Genomic DNA, 24,542 nt, shown 5'->3' with positions numbered 1-24,542 from the left:
GGCACCCCGGCCCCGCCGATGGCGGGGACCGCGGCTGATGCGGGGCGCTCGCGTGCGCTAGACGGACGAGGCGGCCTCACGCAACGCCGCGATCACCGCGTCCTTGGTGGCGTCGAACCGCTGGCTGGGCGCCGACGCGGTGAGGCATGCCGCGACCTCGCCCGCACGCCACAACGGGACGCTGACGCACTTGACCCCGATCTGGAACTCCTCGCGGTCGTACGCGAGGCCCGTCTCGCGGATGGTCGCGAACTCGGCGAGCAGGTCGGACTTCTTCGTGATCGTGTGCGCGGTCACCGGCCGGAGGCGGGACCGGTTGAGAATCGCGGTCCTGAGCTCGTCCGGCGCGAACGCGAGCAGGAGCTTGCCGCTCGCGCGGGCGTGCACGTCCTCGGTGAACCCGACGTCCAGGCCGACGACCCGCACCGCGTGGGCCCCCTCGACCTTGTCGATCACCTGCACCCCGCCGTTGCGCCAGACACCCAGGTACACGGCCTCACCCGTCTTGCGCGCCACCGAGTGCAGGGCCGTGCGGTACTCGGCCGGCACCCAGGTGAGCCGTTGGTAGGCGTCGGCGATGACCATGGCCTTCGGCCCGAGGCGGAACACGCGTGACTCGTCCTTGGTCAGCATGCCCTCGGCCCACAGGGTCGTCAGGAGGTGGTAGGTCGTGGCCAGCGACAGTCCGGCCCGATCGGCGAGTTGCTTCGCGGTCTCGCCGTCCGGGCTCTCGGCGATCGCCAGCAACAGCCCGACCGCCCGGCTGACGGACTGGATCCGAGTCTGACTCCGTGGCTCGTCGATCGCCCCTCGTTCACTCATACTCTCAAATGTAGCGTTCATCATTTGACATCGCGGACGGCTTCCGGCTCCGCCGGGTCGGATGGAGAGCCGGTCGCGGCTTTCCTCCCGCCGTGATCCGGTTCGGCCCGCGGGCGCGGGGGCTGCACGAGCTCCACGATGTGCTCGTCGAGGTCGCGGAGGTAGACCACGAGGGCGCCGGCGTTGATGCCGTGATCGAGTGCGACGGGGTCGGCGAACCGCCGGCCGCCGGCCGCTTCGAGCCGGGCGAGCAGCGCCGGCAGGTCGTCGCAGGTCACCGCCACGTGGCCGCCACCCGGGTCGCGCGGCAGCAGTTTCCTGGGTTCGCCCCGCGGGGTGACGTACTGCAGCAGTTCGATGAAGTCGTCGCTGCCGGGGAACCGCAGGTGCGCCTGGTGCACGTGCGCGCCGGGCTCCTGCGTGATGACCTCGATGTAGCCACGGTCCTGCGACTGCCGAGCGACGAGTTCGAGCCCCAGGGCGTCGCGCCAGAACATGAGCGACCGGTCGATGTCGGACACGGTGAGCCCGCAGTGGCGGAAAACCGGTGAACTCATGACGCTGCTCCCCCTTCGCGGCTCATGCCGCGTCGATTCGGACGACGGAGACGGCCTCGCGGCGCAGCCGCTCCCAGTCCAGATGGATGCCGACACCGGGTCTGCGGTCCACGACCACCTCGCCCGCCTCGATCGCGAGCTCGCCGTCGAAGTAGCGGTCGATCGGGTCCGATCCGCTCGCCACCGAGATGTGTTCGACGCTGGTGACGATCGGGAAGGCGCCGGCCAGTTGTGCGGCGATGGCGGTGAACACGTGCGGGATGACCTCGACCCCACGATGGCTCGCCGCCTCGATCCCGCTGAGCGCCGCGCGAACACCGCCGCACGTCGTCGGGTCGACCCGGAGGACCGAGACGCTCTCCAGGAGGTCGAGGTACTGCACCGGATCGACGACGTCCTCACCGGCGGCCAACTCGATCCGCGATCCCCGGCGCAGTTCGCGGAGCTTGCGCCACTCGGTGGGCACGAACGGGTCCTCGAGCAGGGTGACCCCGGCATCCTCGAGCGCCCGGGCGGTGCGGACGGCCTCGGGCACGGTCGAGAGGGAGTAGTGGGCGTCAACCGCCAGCCGGGTCTCCGACGCGAGCGCCTCACGGGCACGGCCGAGAAACGCGATCGCCTGCGGAGAGCCCACGGCACCGACCATGAGCTTGATCTGGCGGTGGCCGCGCCGCTCCAACTCCGCGATCTCCTCGATGACGGCGTCATCACCACGGACGTCGCGGAAGTATCCGGCGACCGGCATCACCGGCACTCGGTCGCGCGTCGCGCCGAGCAGTTCGACGAGCGGGGCGCCGACGGACTTCGCGGTGAGATCCCAGAGCGCGATGTCGGCGAGACTCACCGCGCGGACGAGCAACGGCCGCACCGCCGGGCTCGCGGACAGGATCCGCTGGACCGTTCCCGCCCGGGCACCGGCCCGTGTTCCGACCACGGAGCCGAGGATCGACTCGAGAGTGGCCGCGAGGGGTGTGCCCCGCGAGTATCCGAAAGCGAAGCCCTCCGTGCCCTCGCCGTCGACAAGCCGCAGGACGACGTAGTCGCGAGTGGGATAGATCGAGTCACCGAGACGTACCGGCGCCGGGAGCTCGAGCGAGCAGACCGCGATCTCGGCGAACGCCACGCGGCAATCCGCACGCTCGACGGCGCGAGTCGCCACCTTCCTGTCACTGTGAGTCATACACCCAGCCCATCACCCATGTCACGCCCTCAACCTACCAGCAGCATTGACAAATAGTCGAGTGCTGCTTCAAATAGTGATCATTGACGCCATCGCTCAACGAGGAGAGAACGCGATGAAGCACTACGGTGTCGCCTACGATGTCGGTCTTCGATTCGTCCCGGACCAACTGTCGGTCGAGTCGTTCGACCCGGCTCTCGTCGCGCACGACATGCAGGTCATCGCGAGCGACCTGCACGCGAACACGGTGCGGATCGAGGGCGAGAAGCTCGATCGGCTCGAGACAGCGTCTCGCCTGGCGCACGCCGCCGGGCTGAAGGTCTTCTTCAACCCGTGGTTGATCGATACGGGCCTCGACGAGATCGACGCCTACCTCGGCGAGGCGGCAGTCGTCGCCGAGAAGCTGCGCGACGAGGGCGTCGACATCGTGTTCGTGACCGGATGCGAGATCTCCTTCTTCGCCAACGGCATCTTCCCCGGCGACTCCTACATGGATCGCGGCGCGTGGCTGGGCGGCCAGTTCTCCTTCGGCGGGGCGCACTCCGACCCGAGCGAGGAGCTCGTCCAGAAGTCGGTTGAGCTCAACGCGGCGCTGCGCAGGTTCGTCGAGACCACGCGCAAGAGCTTCAAAGGCCGGGTCACGTACTCGGCCGGCGCGTGGGAGTTCGTCGACTGGGAGCCGTTCGACATCGTCGGCATCGACCACTACCGCCGCGGTGAGAGCGAGGAGGAGTACGTCGGCGCCCTCGACGCCTACCGCCGCGCTGGCAAGGAACTCATCGTCATGGAGGTCGGCTGCTGCGCCTACGAGGGCGCGGCCGTCAAAGGCGACGGGGGCTTCGCCATCCTGCGGGGCGTGAACGCGGACGGCACCGCCCAGTGGGAGAACGGCGTCGCACCGACGCGCAGCGAGCGCGAGCAGGCCGACTACGTCGGGCGTCAACTCGACCTGCTCAAGGGGAAGGTGGACGGCGTGTTCGTTTATGTCTTCTCCTTTCCCACCTATCCGCTCGGCGAGGGGCCGAACGACCTCGACATGGTCAACTTCGCCATCGTGAAGACGTATCCCGCACAGGACTCACGCTCGCGGCAGATGCCGCCGTGGGAGCCCAAGGAGTCGTTCCACCGCGTCGCGGAAGGCCTCGCGCGGATCGCGGTGTCGTAACGCCAGGCGTGGGTGACGTGGAGGGTGGACCGGGATCGGGCCCGGCCCACCCTCCACGTGTGCTGCGAGCGTCAGTCGCTCGCGGCGCCCAGCTTCTGGAACATCTCGGCCACCCGGTGAAAGGACTCCTTGCGCTGCCACGGCTGGGTACCCAGCGACCGCGGATCCTCGGGCGGGTAGAACCGCACGAGTGAGTAGGAACCCAGGTCGAGGTCCCGCGGCCCTTCGCCGCCAGGTCGGGAGATCTGCGAGAAGATGAACACGAACGCCGCGTGAACGTCGTGCTCCTCGAAGAAGGTGAGCTGGCGCTCGATGTAGTCGGCCTGTTCCTGCTCGCTGCGCGTCGGCACGACGTCGTCCACCCACACACCGGTGCCGTCGGGAAGTACGTCCTTCACGACCCGCCAGCCTCGGGCGCCCAGGTCCGCCGCGCCGACGTAGGTGCAGCATCCGAACTCCGGCACGGTCACCGGGTTGCCGAAAGAGCGGTAGTACTCGAGCCCGGCGAGGTACTCCTCGTCGTTCTGGCGCTCACGGTAGAAGTTCGGTCCTGTGAGGTCGAAGATGGTCCAGTCGACGTCTTCGAACGACGCGGCGGAGTAGGTCACCGGGCCGTGGAACGACTCCCGCACGGTGCCGGCGAGTTCACGAAGGGCCTCGTTGAGCCGCCGGTGTGGGGCGTCGAGATCGCTGTGCAGCCCCTCCGGCGTCAGCGGCAGCGCCCCGCCCTCGAAAAAGCCCTTCGCCCACGCGCTGCGCTCGAAGATGTTCGAGCCGGGGTACACGCCGTCGCAGAAGATCGAGTACTCGCAGTTGGTGACGAACACGATGTCCGCGCCGTCCTGGCGGAGTTGCTCGGCCACGGCGGCCGCCTCGGCGATGTACTCCTTTGAGGTCTCGAGGTCGACGTTCATCTTCCACGGCGAGAAGAAGATCGCGAGTCCCGCGTCAAGGGCCGCCCGGCTCGCGATCAGCAGCCGCTCGATGTTCTCGCCCTCGATCCGCACCGCGTTGGCGTGCAGTTCCTCGGCGATGATCCGCATGTCGTTGCGGACCACCTCCGGCACGAAGGGTTCGACCGACGACGGATCCTCCCCGAGCACGCGAAAGCCGACGTCGTAGACAACTCCGTAGTACTTCACCCTCACTACCTTTCTCTGTGGATGCTCTGGTCAGTTCTCGCGGCCGCGGACTGGCGGTGGCACGACCCCCTGCGGCCACGGCCCGCGCACGGTGAGTGCGCCGTCGACGAGGAGCGTGGTGCCGCTCACATAGCTCGCGGCGGGCGAGGCCAGGAAGGCGATCGCCCCCGCGACCTCCACGGGCTCGGCGAACCGCTCGAACGGGCTGAGCTTCTCCAGCGTCCCGGCGTCGAGACGGCCCTCGCCGATCGCCCGGGCGATCATGGGCGTCCTGACCCACCCCGGAGCGACCGCGTTGATCCGGATTCCGTAGGGCGCCCATTCCACCGCCAGGGTGCGCACGACCGCCTCGATACCGCCCTTGGCCGCCGTGTACGAGAGGCGGTGTGGCGTGCCGATGTGGGCCGCCACCGAGGAGACGGCGACGATCGCCGGCTCGGCGGCCTCGCGCAGATAGGGGAAGGCCGCACGCACACAGCGAACGGTCCCGACCAGGTGGATGTCGAGCATCCGGAGCAGCGCGGCATCCTCAAGCGTGTCCGACGGCGACGGGTCGATGATGCCGGCGCACGGGATCACGGCGTCCAGCCGTTCCCAGCGCTCCGCGGCGGCGCGCGTCGCGGCCTCCACCGACGGCGTGTCGGTGACGTCCACGGCGACCGAATGGGCCGCCGCTCCCGACGCGTTGATGCGGGCGGCGACGCGCTCGGCTCCCTCGACGTCTCGGTCGGCCACGACCACACGCCAGCCCTGCCGCACCAGCTCGTCGATCGTCGCCTCACCGATCCCGCTCGCGCCGCCGATCACCAGGGCGACGGGCCCTTCACTGACTCCGACCATGGGAATTCGTCCTTCTCGATGCTTTCGGTTGTCCGTGTGCGGGCGGATCAGGAGATGTCCGCGACCCGGAGCTCGCTGCTGCGCAGGGTGCTCCAGTCGACCGTGCGGTTCCGCGGCGAGCAGCACAGGTACAGGCGCTGGCCGACGGCATGCGCCGCGAACACGCTCAGGTCGCCGGTGTCGACGAACTCCTCGACGGCGCCGCCCTCCCTGACCCGGGCGATGCCGTGTCCGTTGGCGTCGCTCACCCAGAGCGTGCCGTCCCGCCCGAGCGAGAGGCCGTCGGGCTCGACATCGAGCACCGCGTGCGCGCGCTCGATGTCGAAGTAGTCGATCTCGGCACCCCAGTGCGCCCATACGCTGCTGGAGATCGGCACGCCACGATCATCCAGCCGCAGCTCGCGCACCGTGCCCGCGTAGGTCTCGGCCACGAGCAGGCTGGCGGCATCCGGCTTGACAACGCCGTTGGGGAAGTTGAGGTCCCCGACCGCCTCGTGCACCTCGCCGTCGGGCTGCACCACGAGCAGCGAGGTGCCGTCGAAGTCGCTCTCGTCACCGTTGGAATGGCCGACGCCGCCGATGTAGCAGCGCCCCTCGTCGTCGACGAGCATGTCGTTGAGGTTGCCTCGCACCCGACCGCGGAGATCGGCGTAGGGCACGAGGCCGGACGGGGTGTTGCGGTAGACGGTCTGGCGGCCCATGGACACGATGAGCAACTCGCCGTCGGGGAGGAAGCCGAGACCGGAGGGCATGCCCGGCACCGTCGCCACGACCTCCGGTTCGCCCTCGCCACCTGGGAAGCGCAGCACCTGGTTGACGAAGAAGTCGGAGACGTACAGGTCCCCGTCGTGCCAGCGCGGGCTCTCCAGGAAGGTGTGCCCGGTCGAGATCGTGCGAACAGCCACGTCATCGGCTCCTGTCGTTCGGTACCGACAAACGTCGCCGGCATGTCTTGATGCGGTAGGAAGGCATGGACGCGTCCGGCCGCTCCCTTGCCGCCTGGACGACGGCACCGCACGCACCCCTCGACGCGTCGGAGAGCGGGAAGCACGCCACGGTGGCGACCTCCGCGCACTCGCCGAACTCGGCCGCCGCGTCCCGAGCGACCGATGGGATGCCGCCCGTCCGGCGGTTCGGTCGATGGCGCCGAGCGATGCACGCCGACCACGCGGTAGCCACGACATCGCCGCGCATCCAACCCTCCTCGGTCGGCTTCCCGGTTCCCGGATTCGACTCCGGTAGGACCTGCAACACGAAGACCTTACACGCAGATACTCACACTATGAAAGTGCGCTACATATGCTGAAAGTATGGGCGGGGGTTGGAGAAGGGCTCCACGCGTTGGCGGGCGAACGCCTGACCCCCTTGACCTGTGCGTGGGCCCACTGGCACCCCTGCTCGGAGCACAAGGGACCGGCTCTGTTCTCGCAGGGCGAGGCGTTCTTCTCCTCTGCGAGCTGGAGGCGGTGTCCGACCATGGAGCCGCCCGCGGGGGCCAAAGCAACGCCGGGCCTGGGCTCCGCCAGCAACATCCGCCCTATCCGGTGCCAGGCGCTTGCCCTGATAGGTCATGCGGTTCGCAGGAAGGTGTGCGGTTCCGAGCGCCTGGAGCAACGCCGCCCCGTCCACCTCGGCGACCACCGTCGGCGTCGCGTCGGGCGATGTCGATCGTCCGGGCGTGATGCGACCTCGACACGGGTCGCCTGGGTCCCGCGCTACTCAGTGAGGAGCGCCCCTTTTCGACGCCGCTGACGAACGCGGTGACCTCGATGGTCGGGATACACGGCACGTCCGCCGAGGACGGTCACGGTGTCAGGCCGCTCGACTGCCAGATAAGAGGTCGCCCTGAGGCTCGCGACGAGTCGGTGGCCGGTGGGTCTGGTCGTGCTGATGTCCCGCCGCCTTGTGCGGCCGTACCGTCGTCCCGAAGCGGGCCCGGCCATCGTCCGGCAACCGCGTGAGCGGTCCGCCGCTGGTCATTCTCACTCCTCCGGAGCCGGTGCCGCGGCTGCCCGGATCGGGACGTCCGCATGCGGAGGAAACGGGTACACGCGCGCTCCCGCCGCACCGTCGACGGCCAGAACCGCTCCGCTGACGAAGCTCGCGTCAGCCGACAGGAGAAACCTGGCCGCGCGGGCCACCTCGTGGGGCTCTCCGAGGCGTCCCAGGGGATGCAGTGCGGCGAAGTCACGTTCAAGGCGGGTCGGTTCGTCCGCGGCCTTGAGCGCGTCGATGATCATTGCCGTTCGTATCGCGCCCGGCGCGATCGCGTTGACGCGAATACCGAGATGTCCGTACTCGACCGCCGCGTTCCTGGTCAGCGCCTCGATCGCGCCCTTGGTCGCGTCGTAGGCCGGAGTGCCGGGGAAGGCGCCGCGGGCATGGATGGAGCTGACGTTGACGATGGAACCCTGGACACCGGTGGCCACGAAGGACTGCAGCGCGGCACGTGTTCCCGCAAGCGTTCCATAGAGATTGCACCGCAGAGTGTCCTCGGCCTCGGCGTCGGACAGGGCGTGCAGTGGAGTGTTCTCGATCCTTCCCGCGTTGTTCACCCAGCCCTCGAGCAAGCCGATCTCCGCGGCAGCCGAAACGGCCAGTCGGTGGGTGCCGGGCTTCCCGACATCCCCGTGGACCCAGGCCAGTCGCTCGTCCACCAGCTGGCGAGGCTGACGGTCCACACCAACAACGCGGTACCCCGTCGCCAGGAGTTCGGTCACGATCGCCGCGCCGATTCCGCCGGCGGCTCCCGTCACCACGACCACTCCGTCACGCATGTCACCCTCCTCGATTCAATGGCGATCGTGCATGTCGTGCTCCGCCCGCACCGGGTCGAGGTGCTCGCGCGACAGCATGTTGCTCTCTGAAGAACCGCAGCCCAGCATCGAAGCGGACTCCGACCTTTATGAGGGGACCGCAGGTTGGAAGCGGAAACTCCCCCGCCCGGAATCCAGGGCCGCCAGCAGTTGGTTCATGCGCGCCGTCACATGGGCTTCCACGGTGCTCGCGGCTCGGTCACCATCACGAGTGCGCAGAGTGTTGAGGAGGAGTCTGCGGTTACTGTAGGAGTCGGCGATCTCGCTCTGGTTGGGATAGGAACCAGCGAGCTGCACTTGGTTGAGCAGGGCCCATGTCTTGAGCCAGATGCTCACCAGAAAACTGTGCAGCTGCGGCATGCCCGCTGATTCCGCGACGATCTCGTGGAAACGGAAGTCAGGAGCGGCGTCGTATTCGCCGGGAGCCGGTTCCCCGAGGCTCAGCCGAGCCTCAAGTTGTTCCTGCACTTCCGCCAGAGCTGCGAGCTGCTCGTCGGTGATGCGGCTGCACGCAGCCCGAAAGCTCACCGCCTCCAGCGCCGCGCGCAGGGTGTAGAGCTCGATGATGTGATGCCGTTCGAACGCCACGACCGCGCGGGCGCCGTTCCCCGCGGCCTCAGCGATCAGCCCGTCCGCCTCGAGCTGACGCATCGCGTCCCGGACAGGCTGCCGACTCACACCCAGGTGCTTGGCGAGGTCAGCCTCGGACAGCGGCGCCCCCGGGCCGAACTCGCCGCTGAAGATGCCCTCGTAGAGGCGGCGCAAGGCCCAATCCCGCACAGCCCGCCGGTCAGGCGGCGCACCTGCGTTCGCCTCCACGTGACGGAGCAGATCCAAGGCGACTGTCACTGGAACGGCTCCTCAACATCGAGTTTCAGGATTCAGGATTCGGGATACCGACTATTGTCGTAACATAGAGGTAATGTCAAGGGCTCCGCCGCAGCTCCGTGACGGGTCAGCCAGTGCGCCTCAACCGGACGACACCGGCAGCCCGCCTCCTGGACCGCGAGCCGGCCCTTCGTGCCCTTCGGGCCACGCCAGCCCCACTGCGCATCTGCATCGCCGACGTGCCCGCGGCTTGCTCGCCCGTTCCATCCGCACCATCAACGGTGGGGTCGACTGCCCCGACCTCGAACCCATCGCCCTCACGGCCACCACAACGAACTCAGCGCACCGCGCGGACCGACGGCGGGCCCCAGGCAACGTGCCCAGGGCAAACGAAGATCACCAACAGCACCCCGAAAACGAGACAGGGTCGCCGGCTCTACAAGCCCCGGCTGGCGAACCTGGCGAAGATCTCGGATACGCGCCGGAATCCCTCCGTGCGCTTCCATGGCGGCATCTGCTGTGACCGCGGGTCCTCAGCAGGAAAGGTGCTCACGATCGCGAAGGAGGCCATGTCCAGGTCCTTCGCTCCCTCGCCGGTCGGCAAGGCCGGCTTCGAGAACTCGAACACAAGGAGCGCGTCGACTCCGGCGTCCGTCATCAGACCAGCCTGCGTCTCGATGTAATCGGCCTGCTCTGTTTCACTGCGCGTCGGGGCAACGCCGCCTTCCCAGATACCCGTGCCGTCCGCGTTCGCACCCTGCAGGACGGCGAATCCACCCGCGCCAAGCGCACCGGCACCCACGTACTTGCACGCCCCGAATTCCGTGGTGGCGACCGGCTTGCCGTGCACCCGATGACGCTCGAAGATCTCGACGTACTCTTCCTCGGTCTGACGGTCACGATAGGCATCGAGTCCGACAACGTCGAAGGCGCCCCAATCGACGTCCTCCCAAAGCCCGGACGCGTACGTCACGAGGCCGCCGAAGCGCGCCCGGACGGTCTCGACGTAGCTGTGCAACGTCTCGTTCAGAAGCTCGGCCTTTTCCGCCAGGAGCGAGGTGTTCCCGAGTCGCAACTGCTCCGCGAGCCACATCCCCCGCTCCATGTACGAAGAGCCAGGGTAGATGCCGTCGGTGAAGATCGTGAGCTCGCACCCGACGACGAAGACGATGTCCACGCCCTCGCGCCGCAGCCGCTCGGCGACTCGCGCCGCCCGCCCGACATACCGCCTGGTCTCATCGATGCCCGCGTTCATCTTCCACGGATTGAAGTAGACAGTCAGCCCGGCCGCGTGGGCGATTCTCGCTGTGACCGAGAGCCGATCGATCACCTCACCCTCGATACGGACCGCGTTGGCATGGAGTTCGTTCGCGATCGTGTTGATGTCGTACTCGGCGAGCGCCGCGTCGAAGGGGTCGACGGACAGGCTCTCCGGGCTGAATCTCAGGCCGACGTCGTAGACGACGCCGTAGTGCCTTGGAATCCTCGGAGTTGGCGAGGGTGCGTCACCAACAGCGCGTGCGTTGGCATCGAAGGGGCCAGGCGCGATGTGCGCAAGAGCAATGCCTCCGACGGCCGAGTATCGCAGGAGGTCCCGCCGGTCAATCTGGTGTGAAGTCATCGTTGTCTCCGCTCCTGACTGCGTGGGCGGCGCGTGGAGTCGTCGATGCATCGCGTCGACAGCAGGCTCGCCGACGTGGTGGCATCGGGAGAGTGCGTACGACGCATGACCAGACGAACCGAGTCGCTGACGCCGGCAGCCGCACGACCACCCGCCGGCGCCAGCATTCCAAGCCGATGCGGATCACGCAAGATGGCAACACTTAATTTCAAATAGACTACGCCCCGGCTCGTCTGTTCACAGGTCCTTCGGCGCCCGTGACCAGTGCCATCAGCGATCATCGGATGGCATGTCCAGGTGGCTGTGGTCGGCCGGCAGACCTGCCCACGGGGGGGGTGCTGATCGCTACTGCCGTCTCCTGCCGCCCGCGCCCTGCCCGTGAGACACTTCGGTCGGCCTGCGAAACGGCGATTCACCTGCAGGAGACACAATCTGATCAGCCAAGACACCCGATCTGACCTGCGGTGATGCACTACCGTCGAGTCGCTGCAGAGTCCCTTGCCCATCCGGGTCGCAGCACCGTTCTAACCAGGCGCTTTACCATCGGGTCCGTCATCAACCCAGGTGGGTTCGCAACATGACCACTCGCCCGGACGATTCGGGGTCCCAGCGGGTCCGTCATCAACCCAGGTGGGTTCGCAACGGGGAGGGCTGGCAGGGGTCGGCCCGCCGGCTGGCCTGTCCGTCATCAACCCAGGTGGGTTCGCAACCACTGAGCTGCGATGTCGCGCATCAAGGGCAGTGCCGGTCCGTCATCAACCCAGGTGGGTTCGCAACGCGGCCACCACCGCACGGGATACAGCCGCGCCGACCGGTCCGTCATCAACCCAGGTGGGTTCGCAACCACATCCTCATCCCCACCACGGGATGGGACCTGCCCAGTCCGTCATCAACCCAGGTGGGTTCGCAACGCTGGCGACACCACCAGAGCCTCCGCGATGCGGTGGGTCCGTCATCAACCCAGGTGGGTTCGCAACGCTGGCGCCGGGCTGTCCTCGTGCCCCGGGGCGGGGGTCCGTCATCAACCCAGGTGAGCTAACGGCACAGGCGACGCACCCTCAAGAGAGTGCCACCCCATAACGACCGGGCACGCTGCACAACCTGACCGCTCGGACGCCCAGCCCGAGCGCAGCACGACCGCCGTAGCAGAACGCGTCCGGGAACTGCCCGGGGAGCGAGCCGGCTTCCGATACTTCCTCACACCGATATACGAGGACTGAGGACGTCGCCGGCCTTCTCGGCTCACAGCGAGCAGGGCCCCGACGCCACCACGGCGCCGGGCCCTGGTCCTTCGGGCATGCCCATAGGATCTTGAGCCCGGGCTACGGATGTCGGAGGGCGATCGTGGAACAGCCTGGGATACGTCTCGGCGACGGTGATGTGTGGCTGGAACTGGCTCGGACCGACGCGGACAGCTGGCGGATCACGGCGGACTGGTGCTCCTCGCTGACGGCTGATTTCGCTGCGGATCTCAGCATCACGGAGGTCATGGACTTCGTGACGCGGATGCTCGCTCGTCTACGCGCCCCGTCGGGTGTGCGCTTCTCGGCTGCGGTGACCTCCGGTCGCAACAATCCGCTGACGCTGAAGGCGGAGCCAGTCGGGGACGGTTTCGCCTTCTTTGTGCGCCTGACTCCCAACGGCGACGACGGCGCGTGCCACGTACAGATGGAGATCGATCCGATCGCCACGTCGGAACTCCGTGAGAAGTTCGATGCGCTGCACGCGGCGTTGGCAGCCTGACAGCCCGGAGCATTTGGTCAAGCCGTGGTCCTGAACAGGTACTGGCGGCCCGATGAGCTACGGGCGTCCCTTCGGATCCGAACTCGTGCCTCACCCGGCGCCGCGTCACTGGGTGGTCAGGAGGTCTGCCGCGTCGGCGGCGCACGCCCAGGACACCGTCACACCGCAGCCGCCATGCCCGTAGGAGTGCACACACATCGCGCCGGACGGCATGATCTCTCGCTCCATCCGGACCTGCGAACGCACGGGACGCAGTCCGACACGATGGTCGAGCACCGGGGCGTCGGAGAGTGCCGGAATCACTCGGGCGCACCGTTGGACGATGCGGGCCGCGACCTTGGGGTTCGGATCGGTGTCCCACTGGTCGGCGAAGGCGGTGCCGCCCAGCAGCACCACCCCCGCCCCGGGCTGCGGGAAGATGTAGGTCGTCTCCTCGCCTCCCCCCGCCTCAACGAACCAGCGGTCGATCCGGGGGGTGTTGGCGACGACGACGAGGTGCCCCTGCACGGGCCGCAGCATCGGGTCGGGCACCAGTTCCCGCGCTCCCAGTCCGGTGCAGTTGACGAGCAACGGTGTGTCGAGCTCGGCCAACGACGAGACGGTGCCGAGGCCGATCTCGCCCCCGGCTCGAACCAGTCGCCGCGTCAGGTAGTCGAGGTAGGTGGGCATGTCCACGAGTGGGAGCCTCGCGCTCCAACCCGACTGGTAGCCGGCCGGCAACTCGTCCGGCGCCGCGGGACGGACCGTGCCGGGATGGTTGGTTGCCCACCACGGAGCGGGCAACCCAGGCCGCGGGTGTGCCTTGGTTCCTCCCGCCATCCGTACACCTGTGCCCGGCTCCTCCGCCAGCTCGGCGAAGACCCGATAGGAGCGGTGAGCCCACTCGGCAACGGTCTGCCGTGGTTCCGCGAGGTAGGGCTCCCACAGAGCGCCGGCAACCGCTGACGTGGTGCGTCCGACGGGTTCCCGCGTCACGACCCGCACGCGGTGTCCGCTCTCGGCCAGCACCACCGCCGTGGTCATCCCGATCACCCCACCGCCGACGACCGTCACCTCGGTGCTCGTCCGACCGAGCCCGTTCACGCCCCACCTTGCCCTTCCTCCCGTCTCACGCGACGGGACGATCACCGGTCTCGTGCGGGAGGTCGCCCACCCAAGCCCGGACATCGATGGCGTCCATCCCGGCGGCCCGCGCCGCGGCGAGCCCTTCGTCCGCGTCCTCCAGGACGAGACACCGGCTCGGGAGAACGCCCAGCCGGCTGGCGGCGAGCAGGAACAGGTCAGGCGCGGGCTTGCCCCTCGCCGCCGCCTCCCGGGTCACCACGACATCGAACAGGTCAGCCAGTCCCGTGGCAGCCAACCCGGCTCGCACGACGGGTCCGCCGCCTCCGGAGGCGACAGCACATCGGAGACCAGCTCGACGCGATTCCTCGGCCCAGCCCACCACCGTCAGGTGGGGCCGCAGTGTCGCGGCCTCGCGGATGATCAGCTCGCTCCACACCTCGATCACCTCCACGGCGACCTCCTGGGAGACGCCGAGCTGCGCCAGCAGATCGAGGCCGGAGGTGCCAAGCCGCTGGGCGTACCACTCCCAGGCGACGGTGACGCCGTGCCCGCTCAGGGCAGCAACCAGGGCACGATGGTTCAGCGGTTGCGAATCAACGAGCGTGCCGTCGAAGTCGAAGATCAGAGCCTCGTAACCGAAGAGGTCCAGGGACATACCCGCTGTCTCCCCGGCACGAGAAGCCAGCACACCGTCGCCTCGCCTACTGGCGCGAAGCATCGCTCAGCCGGGTAGACAGTGCTCGTGTCGGGCGTCCCGTCGACATGCGCGGGGCCGGTGGAGAAAGGCCGGCGGCGCAATGAGGCCCAATGCCCCTGTCCCCGCTGGCCAGCACGCGTCGTCACGAAGGAGCGAACTCGTGCCCAACCAGCCCAGCCAGGCCGACGCCACACCGTCAGGTCGGTATGACCGTGTGAGGGCACTTGGCGAAGTGCCCACGGAGTTGTTCGTTTACGGCACGCTGCGTTGCGCGCCCGTCCTGCGTGGGCTCATAGGTCGGACGCCCCGCGGCGTCCCTGACTCCGCACCGGGTTGGCGCGCCGCCAACCTCGCCGGCCGCGTCTACCCCGGGCTCGTTCCCGGCCCGGGCGCCGCCGCAGGCGCCGTGCTGAGCGACCTCACGCCGGCCGAGTGGCGGGTACTGGACGACTTCGAGGGCCAGCCCTACGAACTCAGCCCAGTCACCCTGGCCAGCGGCAGCCACGCCATGGCCTACCTCTGGACGATCGACGCGGACGTCCTACCCACCGACTGGAACCTGCAGCACTTCGAGCAACACGACCTCGCCGCGTACACCCGACGGTTCCGCTGACCGTCGGGTGCGCTACGCGATCTCCGAAGTCGCCGGCGGCGTCACCAACCGCGTCGCGCTGGGGTCGACGTCCAGGGCGCAGGTGAGGGTGGGGACCTCGTGGTCCGGCAGCCCGTTCATCTCGACCGCCGCCCGACCCAGCAGGTGGGCTCCCTGCACGGATTGCCCTTCGGCGATGGCGGCGTAGAACCGCGCGGCGTAGGTGATGGCGTCGACGTCGCCGATGGACTCGGCCATGCCGATGGCGAACGGGACGGTCTCGACGAGGCGTTCGGCTTGGGCGGCGGAGTGGCAGGAATTCAGCACGACGAGCAGCGGCTTCTCATCCACGGCAGCCATGGCCCGGGCGAACGCGCCGCCGCCGACGATGTCCGTGAGGTGTCCGTCATCAACCCAGGGGGCGCAAAAGCCCACGCCCCCCGCAAGCAGCCCCGTCAGTCCCCACGCAAGCGGCAGCCGCTAGAAGCCGCACTCATCACATGGTGGCTGAGCCGCCTGCGGGAGGACGCCAGTCCGACAACCGGCGAGCAGGCGCGTCGCAGAATCCATGCCCACCGGTCGGACAACGCGGGAATTTCGATCTTCACGACTGTTGAACTGCAAAACCGGCCCATCTATGGTCAATGACGCGTAGTCAGCACGATCTGATCGTCACTGCGGAAGCCCGGGGGGGGCGAACGAGATGATGCGACCGACTGACTGGAGTCCCGTAGGCATGGACTCCGATCCGACGCCAGGGGATCCCGAAGAGGTCAGGTCCCTGGCCGACGACTTACAGACCTTCGCCGACGATGTCGGTGAGGCGCTCGGTCGGGTTCGGGGGATGGCCAGCGACCGTGCCGTGCAGGACTGGGCGGGGTTGTCGGCAGATGCCTTCCGCAGCGAGTTCGATGGCGTCCCCGGCAATCTGGAGAAGCTGGAGACATCGTACGCGTTATGCGCGCAGGCACTCCAGACGTACTGGCCCAAGCTCGAGACGGCCCAGGGCATGGCGGATCGGGCCCTCGACCGGGCCATCGCCGCGCAGGCCGACCTCGGCTCCGCGCAAGGTGCGCTGTCCGACGCCCAGGACTGGGTGTCCCGGGCCGGCGAGGAGGCCGAGCGCCTGGAGCGCGAGGGCGAACACGACGAGGTCGAACCGCCGTCCGAGGCCGAGGTGCGGGCGGCCACCCGCGACGCGAACGCCGCCGGCGAGGCCGCCTCGGCGGCACAGGCCCGGGTGGACGACGCCGAACAGCGGCTGTCCGCCGCGCGGGAGTTGGCCGAGCAGGCCCGCGAGATGCGGGAGGAGGCCGCGGGTCAGGCCGCCCGCGACATCGACGAAGCGTCCGACGCCGGTATTCAGAACCGGAGTTGGTGGGAGGACGCGGTCCACTGGGTGTCCGAGAACTGGGACACCATCGTCGAGGTATGCAAGGTCGTCGTCGCCGTCCTCGGCATCGTCGTCCTGATCATCGGTGGCCCCCTGGCCTGGGTCGTCGTCGCCGCCGCCCTGGTCGTCCTCGCCGACACCCTCTATCGCTACGCCAACGGCGAGGCGACCCTGTGGGACGTCGCGTTCGCCGCCCTCGACTGCATCCCGGGGCTGAAGGGCCTCACCACCGCCGCGGGCCTGGCCACCGGCATCAGGCGGTACGCCGCCAACTTCAGGAATCTCGGCCCGATGTTCCGCCAGCAGGGCATCCGCGGCATCGGCCGGGTCCTGATCGGCGACCCGATCGACGTCATCACCGGCGAGATGACCCTGCGCGAGACCGACGTCGAGCTCCCCGGCGTCCTCCCACTGGCCCTCGCCAGGGAACACCTCAGCACCCACCGTGCCGGCCGCTGGTTCGGCCCGTCCTGGGCCTCCACCCTCGACCAGCGGCTCGTGCTCGACGACTACGGCGTGGACTACTACGCCGACGACGGGATGTGCCTCCACTACCCGGTGCCGCGCAAGGAGCCCGACCGGCCGGTGATGCCGGTCGAGGGACCGCGCTGGGGCCTGTCCTGGGACGGTCGCCACGCCGGTGAACTCACCATCCGCCAACGAGACACGGGCCTGACACTCCACTTCGCCCCTGTCCCCGGCCGGCCGGGCACCGAACTGCCGATCACCGCGATCACCGATCGCAACGACAACCGGATCACCTTCGTCTACGACGAGCACGGTGCCCCGACCGAGGTGGCCCACTCCGGCGGCTACCGGATCGGCGTCGCGGTCCGCGAAGGCCGCGTCACCGCCCTCACCCTGCTCAACGATCCCGACCGGCCGCTCCTGCGCGCCTTCGCGTACGACACGGCGGGCAACCTCGCCGGCGTCTACAACTCCTCTGGCCTGCCGCTGCGTTACGAGTACGACCACGAGCGCCGGATCACCCGCTGGGAGGACCGCAACGGCACCTGGTACCGGTACGAGTACGACGAGGGCGGCCGGTGCGTGTTCACCACGGGCACAGACGGCGTCCTCGCCTACCGCTACCACTACGAGCCCGAGCTCCAGCGCACCACCGCCACCAACAGCCTCGGGCACCCGACGACCTACGAGTACAACGACTTCTTCCAACTGGTCGCTGAGACAGACGCGTTGGGACACGTCACGCGGAAGGAGTGGACCGAGTACCACGACCTGCTCTCCGTCACCGACCCGCTCGGCCACACCACCCGCTACGACTACGACCCGCAGGACAACCTCGTCGCCGTCATCCGCCCCGACGGCAGCAGCCAGCGCACCGAGTACAACGAGTTCGGACTGCCCAGCACCGTCGTCCACCCGGACGGCGGCACCTGGAGCCGCGCGTACGACGCCCGCGGAAACGTCGTCGCCATCCTGGACCCGGCCGGCCGGCGCACCCACTTCACCTACGACGCGCACGGCGGCATCACCTCCGTCACCAACACCCTTGGCCACACCGCCCACGTGCGCTGCGACGCCGCCGGGCTGCCGTTGGAGGTCACCGACCCCCTCGGTGGCGGCACCGCCGTCGTCCGCGACTCCTTCGGACGTCCCTCACGCCTGACCGACCCCAACGGCGCGGAGACGACGTTCACCTGGTCGGTCGAGGGCAGGCTGCTGCGCCGCACCGACCCCACCGGAGCCGCCGACGTCTTCACCTGGGACGGCGAGGACAACCTCCTCACCCACACCGACGCCAGGGGCGCCGAGACCAGCCACACCTACGGCCCGTTCGACCTGCTCACCTCCTACACGACGCCCGACGGCGCCACGCACCGCCTCACACGGGACACGGAACTCAACCTCGTCCAGGTCACCAACGCCCTCGGCGCCACCTGGACCTACACCTTCGACGCCACCGGCCGTCTCGCCTCCGAGACGGACTTCGACGGCCGCGAGACCACCTACCGACGCAACGCCGTCGGCCAGCTCACCGAACTCACCGGCCCCGCCGGCGAGACCGTGTCGTGCTCCTACGATCCGCTCGGCCGGCTCACCGCCACGACCACCTCCGACGGCGACACCTGCGCCTACGTCCACGACCCGATGGGCCGCGTCGTCTCCGCGACCTCGCCGGGCGTCGAGCTGAGCCGCGTCCACGACACCCTCGGCAACCTCGTCAGCGAAACCGTCAACGGACGCACCCTGACCCTCACCCATGACTCCGAGGGGCAGCTCCTCGCCCGCCGCACCCCGGCCGGTCACACCAGCACCTGGACCCACGCCCCCAACGGCCGGCCCGCGACCCTCAGCACCGACGGCCGCACCATCACCTTCGACCACGACCCCACCGGGCGCGAGATCGCCCGCCACATCGGCGAACACCTCACCCTCACCCACCAGTGGAACGGAGCCGGCGCACTCGAGCAGCACGCCCTCTCCGACCCCACGGGACGAGTCCTGAGCGGGCGCAGCTATGCCTACCGCCAGGACCACTACCCGACCGCCGTCACCGACCACCGGACCGGTACCACCAGCACCTTCGCCCTCGATCCCGTCGGCCGGCCGACCGCCGTCACCCACTCCTCCGGCCGGCACGAGACCTACGCCTACGACCTCGCCGGCAACCAGACCAGCGCGCGCTGGACCGCGACGGGGACCCCGGCCGAGGGCGAACGCGACTACGCCGGGACCCTGTTGACCCGCGCCGGCGGCACCCGCTACTCCCATGACGCCGCCGGCCGACCGACGCGCCGCCAGGTGACCCGCCTCTCCCGCAAGCCCGACACCTGGCGCTACGCCTGGAACGCACGGAACCAGCTCACCGAGACCACCACCCCTGACGGCAGCGTCTGGCGCTACCTCTACGACCCCTTCGGCCGCCGCGTGGCCAAGCGCCAGGTCCGCCCCGAGGACGGCACGATCCTTGACGAGGTGTGGTTCACGTGGCACGACGGTGAGCTGGTCGAGCAGACCACTGCCGGTGCCACGATCACCTGGAACCACCACGAGGCCCAACCCCTCACCCAGTCCCACCATGTTTCCGGCCAGGACGAGATCGACCGACGCTTCTTCGCGATCGTCACCGACCTCGTCGGCAGCCCCGTCGAACTCGTCGACGAGCGGGGCACGGCGGCCTGGACGGCGGGCACCAGCCTGTGGGGCCTCCGAGCAGGCCCCGACGACGACGCCGTACCGGCCCCCCTCGGCTTTCCGGGCCAGTACATCGATGACGAGACCGGCTGGCACTACAACTACTTCCGCCACTACGACCCGACCACCGGGCGGTACGTCACTCAGGACCCCCTGGGCCTGCTGCCAGCCCCGAACCCGTGGACGTACCCGCACAACCCCCTGCTGTGGTGCGACCCCTTCGGCCTCGCCGCTCACGTCCCACGGGAGTTCGCGGTCAACTCCGCCGGCGTCGCCGAATCACTTCCCGTCCACGTCATCGACTCGACCCGATGGGGACCACAGGCCAGCAACTTCCTCCGCGCCACGGAGAACGGGGCACCGGCCCTGGTGACCTATCGCCAACTGACCGAGCGGCAAGCACGGTCGGTCAGACGACAGGCCCAGGCCGGACGCCCCCGTCCCCGAAGGTTCGCCTCGGACGGCACCTGGGAGGAGTACCCATTCGCCAGCACCTACGAGGGCGGCGCCGGCGCGACCCTCACTCTCAGCCCACACTCGGTAAACTCCAGCCACGGAAACGCGCTTGGACAGTTCTACGAGAACGCCGGCCTCGCGGACGGAGACCGGTACCTCGTGAGGGTGAGGTGACGTCGTGAGCGGACCCACGGTCGAAACACTGATGCGGGAGATCTGGGCCCACCTGGAAAGACTCGACCGCCCGATCATCCGGCACCGTGCCCCCGGAGCGGCCCCAACGGAGGTGGCCGACGCCTTCAGCGGCGAAGTCCCTGCCGACGTCACCACGTGGTTCACCCTGTGCAACGGCGTGACCCACACCCCGGACCAAACCCAGGACGACGCCGCCTTCATCCCCGGCTACGAGCCGCTGTCCCTCCAGGAAGCCGCAGCGATCCGCGCGGACTTCGGCGACTCCCCGCCCCTACCGGAGAAGACCTGGTTCCCTCTCCTGGCCACCGGCGGCGGCGACCTCTACGCCGCGGTCCCTGCCCCTGAAGGAACTCACTCACGCGTCTTCTCCGTGATGACCGGCTACCCACCGCGCCTCGCCTACCAGAGCATCGAACAGATGCTGAGCGTCTTCAACCGCTGCTACGGCGAGGGCATCTTCTTCGTCAACGACGAGGCCGGCATGCTCGACGCCGACGACGACCGGTGGGAGGAGTTGGAAGACGAAGCCCTTCGGGCCGACGGAGACGCCTGAACCGTCCCATTCCAATGGCTCGTGTGCCCGCACCTGGCCACCGGGCCCACCCGCTCTGACCTGCAACGATGCACTACCGTCGAGTCGCTGCAGAAAGCCGCGTCACAGCGATCCCCGCCAGTACTCTGACCAGCACCTTTACCGTCGGGTCCGTCATCAACCCCGGAGGGTTCGCAACGCGGGCAGCTTCCCCGGGGTCGTCCTCGCCGCCGACGTCCGTCATCAACCCCGGAGGGTTCGCAACTCGAGCGCTGCCATCGCGCGGGCCACGGCCTTGGCGTGTCCGTCATCAACCCCGGAGGGTTCGCAACGCGGTCCTGGCCGGGTGGTCGCTCTCGAACCAGACGGTCCGTCATCAACCCCGGAGAGTTCGCAACAGTTGCTTGACCCGCCGGTCTCGAACCGGCGGTGAAAGTCCGTCATCAACCCCGGAGGGTTCGCAACACGTGCGGGGCAAGGCCCGCAGGGCGCGCGTGGAGGTCCGTCATCAACCCCGGAGGGTTCGCAACGTCGGTTGGTCGACGGAGCCGACGGGCGGGCGGGTCTGTGTCCGTCATCAACCCCGGAGGGTTCGCAACTGGTACTGCTCGCCCTTGACCTGCACCTGATCCGCAAGTCCGTCATCAACCCCGGAGGGTTCGCAACCCGCACCACTCACACATCGTCCGGTCCGGATCCTCGGTCCGTCATCAACCCCGGAGGGTTCGCAACAGGCGGAGGACGAACTCCGGCTGAGCCCCAAGGAGCGGGTCCGTCATCAACCCCGGAGGGTTCGCAACACGACCTCGAGCTCGTCGCCGCCCCGCCGCCTCTCCGGTCCGTCATCAACCCCGGAGGGTTCGCAACCCGGGCGGCAGGGCCAGCGGGCCCTCGATGAGGAGTCCGTCATCAACCTCGGAGGGTTCGCAACCCAGCGCCGCCGCGACGTACTCGGCGGCCGGCCGCTGTCCGTCATCAACCCCGGAGGGTTCGCAACTGCACCTCGACGGCGCCCGCGACCAGAACACCGTGGGTCCGTCATCAACCCCGGAGGGTTCGCAACGTCATGAGCTGGTCTCCTTGGGGGTGTTGGCGCCGTGTCCGTCATCAACCCCGGAGGGTTCGCAACACCCGTTCGCCGAGGAGACGCTACGCACCGCCAATCCGGGGTCCGTCATCAACCCCGGAGGGTTCGCAACGCGATCCGGCGCTGCATGATGCCGGTCGCGATACTGCGTCCGTCATCAACCCAGGCAGGTTCACAATAGGTATCCGGCCAGGACCGCTACGCCGGCGGGCCAGGCCCGCCATCAACCGAGGTGGGTTCGAGGTGCAAGCCACGGCGATCCAAGAAGCAAGGCCCAAAGAACGTCCCGAGCATATTCCGCAGTGGGGAGCACTGATCCGACCCGCTTCCCCACGCCGCGATGGTGCCCCCTACGAGGCGGGGCGCCACCGTCACCCGTTCAGCGGACGCGCCGCCCAACCAGCAGCGTGACGTCCATCACACTCACCAACCGCGGCCTCCAGGTCTATTTCCCCTGGTCAGCACCCCATTTCACCACCTGCAGCGGCAGCAGCTTCTCTCCGGTGGGTCCGATCTGTGTGGATGTGTTCATCTGCGGGCAAAAGCCGGTCAAACAACCGTGACCGCCAAGCCGTGGAGACTCCCACTCAGATCTTGCGTCAAGCCCGCGCTGGCGAAGTCTACGGCGCACCAAAACGGGGCTGGCGTTGACCCTGTCGCCGACGCTCCACCGGATCACCAACCGGCCCTATCGACTGCGGCTTTGCGGCAGCAGGACTCCCACAGGCTCAAAGGACAACTCCTGCTCCGCCAAGAACGGTACGTCCAAGCACCCACTCAACGCCTGGTGAAGGAAATAAGCGAAGCCCCAAGGGTAGTGCACCCATTCACCCAGATCGAGAACAATGCCCCAGTTATCACTTTCTGAAGTGGACGGATGCAAGAATAGTTGATTCCCGCCCGAAGTGCGCCCCACTGGAAGGCAACCCCCCCTCTCGGGGTACACCGGAAAGGGATGTGCAAAGTTTCCCTGACGTCGAAGTTCAGCATAGGTGCCAGCAACCCCCTCCAGCTCATCGAACAAGTTGAGGTCGCTATCGCCGCGATTCACTTTCGGATGAAATAGCAGCAGCGTGTCACCAATACAGCCGGGCCCATATGCCGACATAAACCGTTTGTAATCCGAGGGCAGCACACACCCAACGATTTCCTCATATTCGCTCCAGTCCTCCCGGAGTGAGCGATCGACATAGAGCGGCGCCCCAATAAGCCTCACAAATACGCTCAGATCCATCACTCAGCGCCGCCCATCGCCGCGATCAATACAGCCAGGGGATCTCTCCGGCTTCCACAATTCTCGCCTCCTCGCGCCAGTGAAGGAAACGCGGGTTGTCACACTCCCAAATATCATCGCCGCTCAGCGGGCACCCCTCCAGGTCACCTCGGATCGTTTTCAATAGAAATTCGACCATACCGCACCGATAAACCCTCCACGGGTCCCGCCCCTGACGCCTGTATACGACAACGGGCCACTCGTTCGGATCAGGAGACACAGCACCCCAGCAGAGAATGTCTGCACCACTGTCAACGCCCCACGCAATGAGCGAAGACCTCTCGACACCCTGAGGCTCCTCACCGGCACGGGTGGCCCTCCACGCCTCGCGAGCGTTTCCCGTTTCGTACGCCATACCATAGTGATCGTGGTTGAATCGTGAAGAATAGGGGATCAAGAGCGCGAGAAAATCTTCGATGACCCCCTCGCCATAGGCACCCACAAACTCTCGATAATCGGCCGGGAAGGCGACACCCCAAGTTCGCTCTGCTCGATCCCAGTCGATCTCATCACCAGCACCGTCATGCGGCGGCATAATGCGCGACAGATCTTCGATTGCCGACATCGATCACTCGCTCCTATCGCAGGTTCACCGCATCGCACCAACGGGCACCGGACTCCCGTTGACATCACGGAGTCCTAGATTTCGCCATCCAACGCCAGGGTAGTAGATGGAATTTGGCACGGCTTCATGAATCCTGACCCCCGGAGCCCCACCTGGCCAACTCCCGAGCGCCGAGATCTCGAACGACACAGGAACCGTTCTTGGCCCAAGATACTGAGGCGTCACGGTGTATTGAACAATCTGCCCCGATTCAACTGCACTTCTGACCCGCGTCTCGATGCTCGCCATATAATCGCCGATCCTCCCATCGCCCCGAACCGCCGCATTCGCCTGCCGCGAGCACGTGGCGAGATTGTCCAGATTTTTGCCACTTCCGCTGAGTTGGTCCCCCAAGAGATGGCAGTTATTTATGGACTGCTGGGGGACAAGATTGTTGGATCTCGCCTCGTTCTGCGCCCAATAGTAGCCAGGAGGTTTCCGCCTTCCGGCCGGACTACCTTCGTGAGTGTTGAGGTAGGTGTCGTCAAGGCAGGCCTGTACGCCGACCGCTCGGCCGCCATGCGCCGTGTCCCTGGGCTGATAGTCGACCCAACCTTCTCCGGACCGCCGGCAGTCGGGGATAGTGCGCTGAGCAGTGCCGCTTCCCGGCCCGCTTCCACCTTGTGGATCCTCTGACTGCAACTGGTCCGGCACGTACGGTTCGTTCTCGATCAGGCCAAGCAACTCCAGACCGCTCACAACCATGTCCCAGCCCTGGGCGATGTCCCAGCGGCCGGCGTCGCGGTCCCAGCGGGGGGTGGCGGCGGGTTGGTGG

Annotated in this window: 20 protein-coding genes and 2 CRISPR repeat arrays; of the genes, 5 read left to right on the top strand and 15 right to left on the bottom strand. The window is 67.9% G+C overall.

The window, feature by feature from the left end; translation table 11 throughout:
- Positions 1-57 precede the first annotated feature (57 nt).
- From E1283_RS00100 to E1283_RS00090, 3 genes are read right to left on the bottom strand one after another with little or no spacing between them, the layout of a single operon-like run.
- On the bottom strand, positions 58-822 hold the full coding sequence (locus E1283_RS00100; RefSeq protein ID WP_207930237.1) for an IclR family transcriptional regulator: 765 nt from the start codon (positions 820-822) through the stop codon (positions 58-60).
- Positions 823-842: 20 nt separating this feature from the next.
- Complete coding sequence (locus E1283_RS00095) at positions 843-1,379, bottom strand: VOC family protein (RefSeq protein WP_132815180.1); 537 nt, start codon at positions 1,377-1,379, stop codon at positions 843-845.
- Positions 1,380-1,401: 22 nt separating this feature from the next.
- Positions 1,402-2,502: a mandelate racemase/muconate lactonizing enzyme family protein gene (locus tag E1283_RS00090; protein WP_165955955.1), complete on the bottom strand. Its 1,101-nt coding sequence runs from the start codon at positions 2,500-2,502 to the stop codon at positions 1,402-1,404.
- A gap of 172 nt (positions 2,503-2,674) precedes the next feature.
- Between E1283_RS00090 and E1283_RS00085 the strand changes: the two genes are divergently transcribed.
- Complete coding sequence (locus E1283_RS00085) at positions 2,675-3,724, top strand: hypothetical protein (protein WP_132815174.1); 1,050 nt, start codon at positions 2,675-2,677, stop codon at positions 3,722-3,724.
- 71 nt (positions 3,725-3,795) lie between these two features.
- On the opposite strand, the gene E1283_RS00080 is transcribed toward E1283_RS00085, so the two are convergent.
- The 6 genes from E1283_RS00080 to E1283_RS00055 all read right to left on the bottom strand — a co-directional run bounded on the left by E1283_RS00080 (position 3,796) and on the right by E1283_RS00055 (position 10,971).
- Entirely contained in the window at positions 3,796-4,866 is a 1,071-nt protein-coding gene (locus E1283_RS00080; RefSeq protein WP_132815171.1) for a hypothetical protein, read from the bottom strand.
- Between the two features lie 30 nt (positions 4,867-4,896).
- Positions 4,897-5,706 (bottom strand): SDR family NAD(P)-dependent oxidoreductase, encoded by an 810-nt coding sequence (locus E1283_RS00075; RefSeq protein WP_132815168.1) that lies wholly within the window; start codon positions 5,704-5,706, stop codon positions 4,897-4,899.
- A 47-nt stretch (positions 5,707-5,753) separates the two neighbouring features.
- Entirely contained in the window at positions 5,754-6,611 is an 858-nt protein-coding gene (locus E1283_RS00070; protein ID WP_165955954.1) for an SMP-30/gluconolactonase/LRE family protein, read from the bottom strand.
- Between the two features lie 1,077 nt (positions 6,612-7,688).
- On the bottom strand, positions 7,689-8,483 hold the full coding sequence (locus tag E1283_RS00065; RefSeq protein ID WP_132815162.1) for an SDR family NAD(P)-dependent oxidoreductase: 795 nt from the start codon (positions 8,481-8,483) through the stop codon (positions 7,689-7,691).
- 126 nt (positions 8,484-8,609) lie between these two features.
- Positions 8,610-9,371 (bottom strand): GntR family transcriptional regulator, encoded by a 762-nt coding sequence (locus E1283_RS00060; RefSeq protein WP_132815159.1) that lies wholly within the window; start codon positions 9,369-9,371, stop codon positions 8,610-8,612.
- Positions 9,372-9,786: 415 nt separating this feature from the next.
- Positions 9,787-10,971 carry a twin-arginine translocation signal domain-containing protein gene (locus E1283_RS00055; protein WP_207930236.1) on the bottom strand — a complete coding sequence of 395 codons (1,185 nt, stop codon included), beginning with the start codon at positions 10,969-10,971 and terminating at the stop codon, positions 9,787-9,789.
- 547 nt (positions 10,972-11,518) lie between these two features.
- Positions 11,519-12,014: a CRISPR direct-repeat array (repeat unit 30 nt; unit sequence GTCCGTCATCAACCCAGGTGGGTTCGCAAC).
- A gap of 301 nt (positions 12,015-12,315) precedes the next feature.
- On the opposite strand from E1283_RS00055, the gene E1283_RS00050 reads away from it, so the two are divergent.
- Entirely contained in the window at positions 12,316-12,714 is a 399-nt protein-coding gene (locus E1283_RS00050; protein WP_132815156.1) for a hypothetical protein, read from the top strand.
- A 105-nt stretch (positions 12,715-12,819) separates the two neighbouring features.
- On the opposite strand, the gene E1283_RS00045 is transcribed toward E1283_RS00050, so the two are convergent.
- Together E1283_RS00045 and E1283_RS00040 are read right to left on the bottom strand one after the other, a co-directional pair.
- Complete coding sequence (locus E1283_RS00045; protein ID WP_132815153.1) at positions 12,820-13,881, bottom strand: FAD-dependent oxidoreductase; 1,062 nt, start codon at positions 13,879-13,881, stop codon at positions 12,820-12,822.
- Positions 13,823-14,434, bottom strand: coding sequence for an HAD family hydrolase (locus E1283_RS00040; RefSeq protein ID WP_165955953.1), 612 nt, complete (start codon positions 14,432-14,434; stop codon positions 13,823-13,825). Before E1283_RS00040 ends, E1283_RS00045 begins: the two co-directional genes overlap by 59 nt.
- A gap of 274 nt (positions 14,435-14,708) precedes the next feature.
- Between E1283_RS00040 and E1283_RS00035 the strand changes: the two genes are divergently transcribed.
- Positions 14,709-15,089, top strand: coding sequence for a gamma-glutamylcyclotransferase family protein (locus E1283_RS00035; RefSeq protein WP_243744501.1), 381 nt, complete (start codon positions 14,709-14,711; stop codon positions 15,087-15,089).
- Positions 15,090-15,101: 12 nt separating this feature from the next.
- Here the strand turns inward: E1283_RS00035 and E1283_RS00030 are convergent, their stop codons facing one another.
- Positions 15,102-15,428 (bottom strand): hypothetical protein, encoded by a 327-nt coding sequence (locus tag E1283_RS00030; RefSeq protein WP_243744500.1) that lies wholly within the window; start codon positions 15,426-15,428, stop codon positions 15,102-15,104.
- Between the two features lie 343 nt (positions 15,429-15,771).
- Here E1283_RS00030 and E1283_RS00025 point away from each other — a divergent pair, with 343 nt between their 5' ends.
- Both E1283_RS00025 and E1283_RS00020 read left to right on the top strand, forming a co-directional pair.
- Positions 15,772-20,250: a DUF6531 domain-containing protein gene (locus E1283_RS00025; RefSeq protein WP_341829894.1), complete on the top strand. Its 4,479-nt coding sequence runs from the start codon at positions 15,772-15,774 to the stop codon at positions 20,248-20,250.
- A 4-nt stretch (positions 20,251-20,254) separates the two neighbouring features.
- The gene (locus E1283_RS00020) at positions 20,255-20,824 is read left to right on the top strand and encodes an SMI1/KNR4 family protein (RefSeq protein ID WP_132815141.1); all 570 of its coding nucleotides are present in this window, start codon (positions 20,255-20,257) and stop codon (positions 20,822-20,824) included.
- A gap of 148 nt (positions 20,825-20,972) precedes the next feature.
- A CRISPR array of direct repeats spans positions 20,973-22,069; the repeat unit is 30 nt; unit sequence GTCCGTCATCAACCCCGGAGGGTTCGCAAC.
- Positions 22,070-22,578: 509 nt separating this feature from the next.
- Here E1283_RS00020 and E1283_RS00015 read toward each other — a convergent pair.
- The 3 genes from E1283_RS00015 to E1283_RS00005 form a co-directional block, all read right to left on the bottom strand.
- Positions 22,579-23,124, bottom strand: a complete 546-nt coding sequence (locus E1283_RS00015; RefSeq protein ID WP_132815138.1) for an SMI1/KNR4 family protein — start codon at positions 23,122-23,124, stop codon at positions 22,579-22,581.
- Positions 23,125-23,149: 25 nt separating this feature from the next.
- On the bottom strand, positions 23,150-23,728 hold the full coding sequence (locus E1283_RS00010) for an SMI1/KNR4 family protein (RefSeq protein WP_132815136.1): 579 nt from the start codon (positions 23,726-23,728) through the stop codon (positions 23,150-23,152).
- A 24-nt stretch (positions 23,729-23,752) separates the two neighbouring features.
- On the bottom strand, positions 23,753-24,542 hold a 790-nt coding region (locus E1283_RS00005), incomplete at its 5' end, for a DNA/RNA non-specific endonuclease (RefSeq protein WP_207930235.1).

Source organism: Streptomyces hainanensis, assembly GCF_004348415.1.
Classification (GTDB): Bacteria; Actinomycetota; Actinomycetes; order Streptomycetales; family Streptomycetaceae; genus Streptomyces; species Streptomyces hainanensis.
This window is presented reverse-complemented; position numbering and strand designations above follow the sequence as displayed.

What these genes read in the sequence shown, in the direction of transcription:
- E1283_RS00100 (WP_207930237.1), bottom strand. Translation starts at nt 822, where the DNA reads ATGAGTGAACGAGGGGCGATCGACGAGCCACGGAGTCAGACTCGGATC.
- E1283_RS00015 (WP_132815138.1), bottom strand. Translation starts at nt 23,124, where the DNA reads ATGGATCTGAGCGTATTTGTGAGGCTTATTGGGGCGCCGCTCTATGTC.
- E1283_RS00010 (WP_132815136.1), bottom strand. Translation starts at nt 23,728, where the DNA reads ATGTCGGCAATCGAAGATCTGTCGCGCATTATGCCGCCGCATGACGGT.
- E1283_RS00065 (WP_132815162.1), bottom strand. Translation starts at nt 8,483, where the DNA reads ATGCGTGACGGAGTGGTCGTGGTGACGGGAGCCGCCGGCGGAATCGGC.
- E1283_RS00030 (WP_243744500.1), bottom strand. Translation starts at nt 15,428, where the DNA reads ATGGCTGCCGTGGATGAGAAGCCGCTGCTCGTCGTGCTGAATTCCTGC.
- E1283_RS00075 (WP_132815168.1), bottom strand. Translation starts at nt 5,706, where the DNA reads ATGGTCGGAGTCAGTGAAGGGCCCGTCGCCCTGGTGATCGGCGGCGCG.
- E1283_RS00040 (WP_165955953.1), bottom strand. Translation starts at nt 14,434, where the DNA reads ATGTCCCTGGACCTCTTCGGTTACGAGGCTCTGATCTTCGACTTCGAC.
- E1283_RS00045 (WP_132815153.1), bottom strand. Translation starts at nt 13,881, where the DNA reads ATGTCCGGGCTTGGGTGGGCGACCTCCCGCACGAGACCGGTGATCGTC.
- E1283_RS00025 (WP_341829894.1), top strand. Translation starts at nt 15,772, where the DNA reads ATGATGCGACCGACTGACTGGAGTCCCGTAGGCATGGACTCCGATCCG.
- E1283_RS00055 (WP_207930236.1), bottom strand. Translation starts at nt 10,971, where the DNA reads ATGACTTCACACCAGATTGACCGGCGGGACCTCCTGCGATACTCGGCC.
- E1283_RS00085 (WP_132815174.1), top strand. Translation starts at nt 2,675, where the DNA reads ATGAAGCACTACGGTGTCGCCTACGATGTCGGTCTTCGATTCGTCCCG.
- E1283_RS00095 (WP_132815180.1), bottom strand. Translation starts at nt 1,379, where the DNA reads ATGAGTTCACCGGTTTTCCGCCACTGCGGGCTCACCGTGTCCGACATC.